We start from the raw sequence: 8,799 nt of genomic DNA on the forward strand, positions 1-8,799 counted from the left end.
CCGGGGTCGCCGCCGGCCAGGGCCGCGAGCTGGCGGCCCGTCTGCTCGGCGGTCTCCATCGCGCCCCGCTCCCACCGCTCGCGCCAGTCGTCGAGCAGCGGCTGCTTCAGCTTCATGGCGGCCGCGTAGAACTCGTCGAGGGTGCCGGTCTCGCGGATCTCGTGGAAGCCCTGGACGGCGAGGTCGCGGCGGCGGTAGGCGGTGGTGATGTCGGTGCCGGGGGCGCCGCCGTCCGGGAGGGCGGCGGCCTCGGCGTAGCGGTCCGGGTCGCGGACGATGTCCAGGGGGAAGGTGAGGACCGCGTCGCCGGCCTCCGGCAGGCCGGAGTTGGCCATGAGCACGGTGATCTCCAGGCCGCCGTGGTTGACCAGGCGGTGGATGGTGCCCGGGGTGAACCAGAGGACCGTGCCGGGTTCGAGGTCGTGCTCGCCGAAGCCGTCCTCGCCGGAGAGGGTCTGCACCTGGCCCCTGCCGCCGGTGACGACGTAGGCCTCGGTGCAGCAGAGGTGCATGTGCGGGGTGCCGCCGTGGAGCCCGTCGGGGGTCGCGGTGTCGTACACGGAGAGTTTCGAGACGCCTACCGCGCCCGGGAGTGGATCACGCATCGGTACCCCTCGGCGTGGCGGCCTTGCTGTCGCGGGGCCGCGCAATGGACACTGGCGGTAATCGCGCCCGTCAGGCGCAAGGAAAGGCCTTTCCCTTGTAGCCTGACGCTAGGCGGACTGTGGTTTTGGTGTCAAACATCGGAGGTCTCGGCATGGCGACGCTTGCCGATGTCGCTCGTCGGGCCGGCGTGTCCGCGGCAACCGTGTCACGCATCGTGAACGGCAGCCCCAAAATCGTGTCGGACGACTTGCGCGAACGGGTGCTACGGGCTGTCCAGGAGTTGCAGTACGTGCCCAACGCCCACGCGCAACTACTGGCCCGTTCGCACCGGACGACGGTCGGCGTGATCGTGCACGACGTGTCCGACCCGTACTTCGCGGAGATCACGCGCGGCCTGCAGCGGGTGGCGTCCGAGCAGGGCCGCCTGGTGATCATCTGCAACTCGTACCGGGACCCCGACCGCGAGCTGGAGTACGTCGAGCTGCTGCGCGCCCACCAGGTCGAGGCGATCATCCTGGCGGGCTCCGGCTATCACGACCCGGCGTTCACGAAGTCGCTGAACGCGAAACTGGCCGCGTACATGGCGACCGGCGGCCGCGTGTCGGTGGTCGGCCGGCACAAGCTGGCGGGCGACGCGGTGATGCCGGCCAACGAGGAGGGCGGCTACCTGATCGGGTCGGCCGTGTTCTCGGCGGGTCACCGGCACGTCGGCGTGGTGGCGGCCCCGAAACAGCTGACCACGACGACGGACCGCCTGGCCGGACTGCGCCGAGCGGCCCGCGAGTACCACCGCACCCTCCCGTCCCGCCGCATCGCCTACGCGGAGTTCGACCGCGACGGCGGCGCCGCGGCCACGGCCGCGCTGCTCGACGCCGACCCCCGCCTGACCGCGATAGTGGCCCTGAACGACTCGATGGCCATCGGCGCTCTCTCGGTCCTCCGCGAACGCGGCCTGTCCGTCCCATCCGACGTTTCCGTGGTCGGCTTCGACGACATGCCCATCGCGCGAGACGTGACCCCCAGCCTGACCACGGTCCGCCTACCCCTGGTGGAGATCGGCGCCCGAGCGATCACCCTGGCCCTGGAGGCACCCCAACCCTCACCGAGGGTGGAGGAGGTCTCAGCGGAACTGATCCACCGCGAGTCCCTGGCCGAACCCCGCCCCGAGTGACGCGGTCCTGACGCTCAGATGGGAAGCCGTCGAACTCGCACGGTTTCATCACCAAGCACCACGATTGCACCGGTTGCCAGATCATCTGCGACTGGCCCCAGGTTTGCGAGGATGATCTCAGTCATGTCCTTGGCGCGGCGACCCACCAGCCGTCGAACCAGGATGACCGAAGGCGCCGCGGTGTGCAGACGTGAGAGCAGGAGCCCGAAGTCGGTGTCGGCACTGATCAGAACTCGGTCTTCGTCACGCGCTCGGCTGAGCACCTCGTGGTCAGGGGCGGCCTGCATGCCGTAGTCGCGCACGTGGACAGCATCGTGCCCACCTTCGCGCAGGAGACCGGCAACCTGAGGCGACAAGTTGTTGTCGATCAGGAACTTCACGTCACGCAGTGTGCCTCAACGGCAACTCCCGCTCTCGAACGGCCTCCGCCGCGTAGCGGAGAGCCTCGGTGACGTCCGCTGGAGTCAGATCCGGAAGATCGGCGATTATCTCCTCGGCGGTCATGCCATCGGCGAACATCGCCACGACGGTGGCCGCCGGAATGCGGAGACCCCGGATGCAGGGCACGCCGCCCATCACATCAGGATCGGTGGTGATCCGCTCGAACCGCACACCCGCAGTATAAGTGTTAATCGAGTTCACAGCGAGCAACCAAGTCAGGCCGGCAGTACCGCGTACTGGCGCAGGCACAGGTCCGGGTACGTGACCGGACCGCGGGGACCGGGCACCTTGTCGATGTTGATGCCGGTCTCCGGGACGGCCAGGAGCTTGAAGCCGTCCAGTAGGCGGGTCGTCGCGTTCCAGAAGACGCCGGTGCCCGTGTAGGCGTCCATGAACGCCTCCGCCGTCGCCCTCGTCGTGGTCACGATGCAGGCGGCCAGGCCGGAGGTCTCGCGGTTGGCCACCTCGGCGGCTTCCGCGGCCGAGGACACCGGCAGCACGGTCACCGTCGCCTCGCGGGTCGAGTCCAGTGCCCATTCGTACCCGATCGGGTGGTTGTGCGGGGGTAGGGAGACCGCGATGTTCAGCGCGTCCAGCAGCGACGACACCTGGGGGAGGACGGACTCGTACACGGACGAGTGGATCAGCAGCAGGTTCAGGCGGTTGCACACGCCCAGCCGGTCCACGCTGCGCTTCACCAGGTCCAGGGCCACCGCGACGTCCGCGTCGGCGTCGATGTACAACACTCCGCCGCCGTCGGCGTGGGCCAGGGTGCGGACGCCGTGCCTGGCCGCTTCCTGGCCCAGGGTGCGGGTGGTCTCGCCGCTCCCCCGCAGGATCACCAGCGGGACGTGTGCCGGCTGGGACACCAGGGCGGACGCGGCGGCGCGGTCGGGGGTCGGGACCAGCTGGATCGCGGCCGGGTCGAGGGAGACGTCCGACAGGGCGGGGGCGATCACGGAGCGCACCAGGGCGGTCGCTGAGCCGAGGGCGGCGCCACCTGTTCGGAGAACGCCGGCGTTGCGGGACTTCACGAGCTGTGACGCGACGTCGATCGTGACGTTCGGGCGGGCCTCGTAGTTCGCGCCGATGACGCCTACCGGACGGCGGCGTTCGTACAGCTTCAGGCCGTCCGGCAGGTCCCGGACGAACGTCGACCGCGGGGGGTGTGGGGTCGAGGCCAGCAACTCCAGCGCGGACGCCATCGAGGCCAGGCGTTCCGGGGTCAGGCGGAGGCGGTCCAGCAGGCCGGCGCTCATCCCGTCGGCGACCGCCGCGGACACGTCGACCTCGTTCGCCTCCAGCAGGGCCGGCGACGAGTCGCGCAGGCGGCCGGCCATCGCGGACAGGGCACCGTCGATCGCCGAGTCCGGGGCGGCGGCCAGCGACGGTGCGGCCCGGTGAGCGGCTTGCGCACAGGCGGCGACGACGGACGACACGGACTCGGAAACCACGGTCATGCGGTCAGTGTGCCCTAGCCCAACAGCCACGCCCCCGCGAGTACCAGCGCACCCAGGTTGACGAAGAAGAACATCCCCACCCACAGCCACCCCGGCGCCCCGGTCAGCCGCGCCAGCTGGTCGGCGTCGGAGTCGCGGGCCCGGCCGCGCCGCCGCTTGCGTTGCAGCTCGCCGACCGGCCGCACACCCCCGAACAGCAGGAACCACGTGATCGCGTGCGCGAACGCGGCCTGCACCAGCGGGCTCGTCCACCACGCGACGGCGAACAGCACGGCGCCGCTGACCAGCACCGAGAAGAACCCGTACACGTTGCGCACCATCACCAGCACGCCGATCAGCAGCAACCCGCAGACCACCAGCACCGCGGCGGTCTGGTCCCAGCCGACGAGCGCGGCGAACGCGAGCCCCAGCAGCGACGGCGCGAGGTAGCCGGCCAGCGCGGTCGACACCATGCCCGGGCCGTACGGCTTGCCCTTGGTCAGCGTCAGGCCGGACGTGTCGGAGTGCAGCCGGATCCCGGACAGGCGCCGCCCCACCAGCACCGCGGCGAGCGCGTGCCCCGCCTCGTGCACGATCGTGATCACGTTGCGCGCCGGGCGCCACAGGTCGCTGACCGTGACCACGACCAACGCGGCCACGCCGGTCACCACGACCGTGGTGCTGACCTGGTTGTCGAACAAGTCCACGCGGTCAGCTGATCACACGCCTGGTCGGATCGGCGTTACGTCGCCCGAGCCCGTCCTCGGGCCGCCAGTCGAACGACCGCGTCACCGACCTCACGAACAGCGAGGCCGGCAGCGCGCGCAGCAGCGCGTTGCGCACCACACGGGCCGGCGGCCACGACAGGTGCCAGGCGGCGCCGCTCATCCGCGACCTCCTGGCCATCTCCTGGGTGCGGGGACGGCGCAGCTCGTCGTAGCGGCGCAGGGCGGTGGCCAGGTCCGGCTGCGTCTCGACGGCGACGCAGAGGGTGGCCGCGTCCTCGAGCGCCTGGCAGCCGCCCTGCCCGAGGTACGGGACCATCGCGTGCGCCGCGTCGCCGAGCAGCGCGACCGGGCCGCGCACGTACGTGACGAGCGGCGGCAGCGCGTAGATGTCGTGGCGCAGCACCTGGTCCTCGGTCGCGGCGGCGAGGACCGACGGGATCGGCTCGCACCAGTCGCCGAAGCGGCGGCGCAGCTCGGCCAGCTCGCCGTCGGGACCGCGCCCGCCCGGCGGCACGGCACCGGTGCCGTAGCAGTAGACCCGGTCGTCGGACATCGGGAACAGGCCGAAGACCGCGTTCGGTCCCCAGGTCTCGGCCCAGCTCGCCATACCGGCATCGACCAGGGCCTCCCGGCGCGGCAGGATCAGCCGCCACGCCGTGTCCCCGGCGTACACGGGCGCCACCCGCGGCCAGAGCGCCGCGCGCACCGCGCTGTGCACCCCGTCGGCGCCGATGACGAGGTCGGCGGTCAGCTCGCCGCCGTCGTGCCGCACGACCGCGCGGTCACCGTCCACACGCACGTCCCGGACGCGGACGCCGGCCATGCGCGACTCCTCCGGCACGTGCTCGAGCAACGCCGTCCGCAGGTCGTGCCGGTGCGCGACGACGGCGCCGACGGTGTGCTCGACGGCGTCCATCCGCACGATCCAGCGGCCGCGGAAGTCCCGCAGGCCGCCGGCCACCCCTATGCGCTCGCCGAGCTCCGCGCGGACGCCGACCGCGTCGAGCGCCCGGAAAGCGTTGGGCCACAGGGAGATCCCCGACCCGACGACGCTGAAGCCCGCGCTCTGCTCCAGCACGGTGACGCGCCAACCCCTCCTGTGCAACCCGGCGGCGACGGCCAGCCCACCGATGCCACCACCCACGACCACTGCCTTCATCGCCCCTCCTCTACAGTTGTAGTGACTCTACATCCGTAGAGTTCGGGTGTGACAGACCGACGGACTGCGATCGCGGACGCGGCGATAACGACCATCGCCCGCGAGGGCATGCGCGGGTTCACCCACCGCGCCGTGGACCGGACCGCCGAGCTCGCGGAGGGCTCCACGTCGTACTACTTCCGCACCCGGGAGGCGCTGCTGTTCGCCGCGCTCGCGCGGATGGCCGAGCTGGACACGCTGGATATCGGCGACGTGCCGGACCTCGGCGGTTCGGTGGACCTGGAGATGCTGACGAACCTGCTGTTCGCCGTGGTGCTGGGGTGGCTGACCGAGGGCCGGGAGCGGACGCTCGCCCGGTACGAGCTGACCCTCGAGTCGACGCGCCGGCCGGCCTTGCGCACGCGGATGATCACCTACGGCGCGACCTTCCGCCTGCTGGCCGAACAGACGATCGCGGCAGCGGGCGCCACCGAACCGAAACGGCGTGCGGGGACCCTGGTCGCCCACCTGGACGGGTTGATGCTGCACCACCTGACCCGCGTCGGCCCCGGCGAACTGGACGAGGCCGACCTCAGGGCGGCGTGCCGGGATCTTCTGGTGCTGGCGCTGACGTGACGGACAGCCCCGCCCAGCCGAGCACTGACGGATCCCGGCGTTCCCGAGGGCGCCGGCATCACCGGCTCGGGCACAAGCGCACCGACAGCACGACCGAGGACGAGGCGCCAACACCCATCCCGAGGCGACACGCGGATCTTCGGATGACGACGCCGACGTGACGGACACGCCGAGCCGAGCACCGGCGAGTCAGCACCGGCTGATCCCGCGTTCTTGCCTGTGACGGACGCCGGCATCACCGGCTTCGACACGAGCGCATCGACAGCACAGCCGAGGCGAGGCGGCACCACCCGATCCCGAAAGGGGCGCACCCGAAACTTCTGGCGCTGACGCTGACGCGACCCAGCCGAGCACTGACGAGTCAGCTCCGGCCGATCCCCGCATTCCCGAGGGCGTCGGCATCACCGGCTTGGGCACAAGCCCACCGACAGCACAGCCGACGGCGAAGCGGCACCACCCGATCCCGAAAGGGGCGCACCCAAAGCTTCTGGCGCTGGCGCGATGGGCAGCTCGCCCAACGAGCACTGGCCAGCCGACCGCACGGCCAAGGGCGAGGCGGCAGCACCCCATCCCGAGGTGGATCTTCTGGTGATGGCGCGGAAGTGAGGCGCTGCCCTACCTTGGCGCGGTGGAGCACGTGAGCTACGCGGTCGCGGACCGCATCGCGACGGTGACCTTGAGTCGGCCCGAGGCACGTAACGGCTACACCGTGCGGATGTCCGACGAGCTGGCGGCGGCGTTCGACGAGGCGGACCGCGATCCGGCGGTGCGGGTGGTCGTGCTGACCGGCGCGGGCAACGACTTCTGCGTGGGGGCGGATCTATCCGCGGGTGGGCTCGACCTGCCCGAGGCCGGCGAGCGGTGGGACGAGCCGGCCGGGCGGTGCTCGATGCGGATCTTCGCCATGGACAAGCCGGTGATCGCGGCCATCAGGGGTGCGGCGGTGGGCGCGGGCTCGACGATCGTCCTGCCGGCCGACTTCCGGCTGGCCGCCACCGACGCGCGCTTCGGGTTCGTGTTCTCGCGGCGTGGGTTGTACCCGGAGGGCGCGTCGACGTGGTTCCTGCCGCGGCTGGTCGGGCTCGGGCGTGCCATGGACTGGATGGTGAGCGGCCGCGTGTTCGGCGCGGCCGAGGCGCTCGCGGCGGGCATGGTGCACTCGCTGCACGAACCGGCCGAGGTGCTCGACCGGGCGTACGAGCTGGCCGGCGAGCTGATCAGGACCACCGCGCCGGTGTCGGTGGCCGTGATCCGCCAGATGCTGTACCGGATGAGCCCGCTCGACTCGCCGTTGCCCGTGCAGCGGCTGGACTCCCGCCTGATCGCGGGCTCGGTGCACAACCCGGACACCGCCGAGGGCATCCTGTCGTTCCTGCAGCGCCGCGATCCACAGTGGACAGGCGAGGTGCCGAAGAACCTGCCGCCCGACCTCCCGTGGCGCTGACGACTACCCGCACCGGCCTCATCGGCAGCATCGACCGGCGAGATCGCCGGTGGACAACCCGTGGGGTGCGCCGTAGCGTTGTTGGCCGACCGCCAACAGTGAGTGTGTTCGTTCGAACGTCGTAAATGCCCGTTTCGACATGGACGGGGTGCGGCCGGGATGCTTACGATCACGCCCTACCCAGGGCCGGCACGGCGCATCGGAGCGTGGCACATGAACCAGACACCCTCCTCGCACGCCACGCTCTGCGCGGCGTTCCAGGCGTTCGTCAGGGAGAGTCCGGACGCGGTGATCATCCGCACGCCGGGCGGCCGCCAGGAGATCACCTGGCGCGAGTGGGACCGGCGGGTCCGCGCGCTCGCGGCCGGGCTCGCGGCCCTCGGCGTCCGCAGGGGTGACACGGTCGGGCTGATGCTCACGAACCGGCCCGAGTTCCACCTCGTCGACGCCGCCGCGCTGCACCTCGGGGCCGCGCCGTTCTCGATCTACAACACCTCGCCGGCCGAGCAGATCGAGTACCTGTTCGCCAACGCGGGCAACACGGTGGTGTTCTGCGACGAGCGGTTCCTCCCGCGCATCCAGGAGATCCGCGGCGGGGTCGAGCACATCGTCTGCGTCGACGACGTCACCGGGCACGACGGTGTGCTGACGCTCGCCGGCCTGGAGGCCAAGGGCGACCCCGACTTCGACTTCGACGCCGCGTGGCGGGCGGTCGAGCCGGGCGACCTCGCGACGATCATCTACACGTCCGGCACCACCGGCCCACCGAAGGGCGTGGAGCTGACACACGCCAACGTGATCGCCGAGACCGACGCCACGAAGGTCCTGTTCGAGGCGACGCCCGGTGACCGCGTGCTGTCGTACCTGCCGGCCGCGCACATCGCCGACCGGGTCACCGGCCAGTACTTCGCGATCATGTACGGCATCCAGGTCACGTGCGTCGCCGACCTGACCAAGCTCGCCGAGGCCCTCAACGACTGCCGGCCCCAGTCGTTCTTCGCGGTGCCGCGGGTGTGGCAGAAGTTCAAGGCCGCCATCGACGCCGGGCTGGCGGCCGAGCAGAGCCCCGCGAAGCGCCGGATCGCCGCCTGGGCCATCCAGACCGGCATCCGCGCCGCCCGCGCCGAGCTGGCCGGGGAGACCTCGCCGGTGCTCGCCGTCCAGCACCGGGTCGCCGACAAGCTCGTGCTGTCGAA

Annotated in this window: 10 protein-coding genes; 4 read left to right on the forward strand and 6 right to left on the reverse strand. The window is 71.3% G+C overall.

Annotated elements, in window-relative coordinates:
• On the reverse strand, positions 1-605 hold a 605-nt coding region (locus tag ACJ73U_RS37170), incomplete at its 3' end, for a cupin domain-containing protein (RefSeq protein WP_407782448.1).
• A gap of 152 nt (positions 606-757) precedes the next feature.
• Here ACJ73U_RS37170 and ACJ73U_RS37175 point away from each other — a divergent pair.
• Positions 758-1,777 (forward strand): LacI family DNA-binding transcriptional regulator, encoded by a 1,020-nt coding sequence (locus ACJ73U_RS37175; RefSeq protein ID WP_407782449.1) that lies wholly within the window; start codon positions 758-760, stop codon positions 1,775-1,777.
• A gap of 14 nt (positions 1,778-1,791) precedes the next feature.
• Here the strand turns inward: ACJ73U_RS37175 and ACJ73U_RS37180 are convergent, their stop codons facing one another.
• The 5 genes from ACJ73U_RS37180 to ACJ73U_RS37200 are packed head-to-tail and all read right to left on the reverse strand — an operon-like array spanning position 1,792 to position 5,544.
• Entirely contained in the window at positions 1,792-2,157 is a 366-nt protein-coding gene (locus ACJ73U_RS37180) for a DUF5615 family PIN-like protein (protein ID WP_407782450.1), read from the reverse strand.
• A gap of 1 nt (position 2,158) precedes the next feature.
• Positions 2,159-2,389: a DUF433 domain-containing protein gene (locus ACJ73U_RS37185; protein WP_407782451.1), complete on the reverse strand. Its 231-nt coding sequence runs from the start codon at positions 2,387-2,389 to the stop codon at positions 2,159-2,161.
• Between the two features lie 44 nt (positions 2,390-2,433).
• Positions 2,434-3,678: an aldehyde dehydrogenase family protein gene (locus ACJ73U_RS37190; RefSeq protein WP_407782452.1), complete on the reverse strand. Its 1,245-nt coding sequence runs from the start codon at positions 3,676-3,678 to the stop codon at positions 2,434-2,436.
• Between the two features lie 14 nt (positions 3,679-3,692).
• The gene (locus ACJ73U_RS37195; protein ID WP_407782453.1) at positions 3,693-4,364 is read right to left on the reverse strand and encodes a M50 family metallopeptidase; all 672 of its coding nucleotides are present in this window, start codon (positions 4,362-4,364) and stop codon (positions 3,693-3,695) included.
• A 4-nt stretch (positions 4,365-4,368) separates the two neighbouring features.
• Positions 4,369-5,544 (reverse strand): FAD-dependent monooxygenase, encoded by a 1,176-nt coding sequence (locus tag ACJ73U_RS37200; protein ID WP_407782454.1) that lies wholly within the window; start codon positions 5,542-5,544, stop codon positions 4,369-4,371.
• Between the two features lie 108 nt (positions 5,545-5,652).
• On the opposite strand from ACJ73U_RS37200, the gene ACJ73U_RS37205 reads away from it, so the two are divergent.
• From ACJ73U_RS37205 to ACJ73U_RS37215, 3 genes are all read left to right on the forward strand, one after another.
• On the forward strand, positions 5,653-6,159 hold the full coding sequence (locus ACJ73U_RS37205; protein ID WP_407782457.1) for a TetR/AcrR family transcriptional regulator: 507 nt from the start codon (positions 5,653-5,655) through the stop codon (positions 6,157-6,159).
• Between the two features lie 628 nt (positions 6,160-6,787).
• On the forward strand, positions 6,788-7,603 hold the full coding sequence (locus tag ACJ73U_RS37210) for an enoyl-CoA hydratase-related protein (protein ID WP_407782455.1): 816 nt from the start codon (positions 6,788-6,790) through the stop codon (positions 7,601-7,603).
• A 213-nt stretch (positions 7,604-7,816) separates the two neighbouring features.
• The coding region (locus tag ACJ73U_RS37215) for an AMP-binding protein (RefSeq protein WP_407782456.1) at positions 7,817-8,799 on the forward strand (983 nt) is incomplete at its 3' end.

The organism is Actinophytocola sp. (assembly GCF_045807065.1).
Classification (GTDB): Bacteria; Actinomycetota; Actinomycetes; order Mycobacteriales; family Pseudonocardiaceae; genus Actinophytocola.

Coding starts and splice junctions, on each gene's coding strand:
- ACJ73U_RS37175 (WP_407782449.1), top strand. CDS start 758: ATGGCGACGCTTGCCGATGTCGCTCGTCGGGCCGGCGTGTCCGCGGCA.
- ACJ73U_RS37190 (WP_407782452.1), bottom strand. CDS start 3,678: ATGACCGTGGTTTCCGAGTCCGTGTCGTCCGTCGTCGCCGCCTGTGCG.
- ACJ73U_RS37200 (WP_407782454.1), bottom strand. CDS start 5,544: ATGAAGGCAGTGGTCGTGGGTGGTGGCATCGGTGGGCTGGCCGTCGCC.
- ACJ73U_RS37205 (WP_407782457.1), top strand. CDS start 5,653: ATGCGCGGGTTCACCCACCGCGCCGTGGACCGGACCGCCGAGCTCGCG.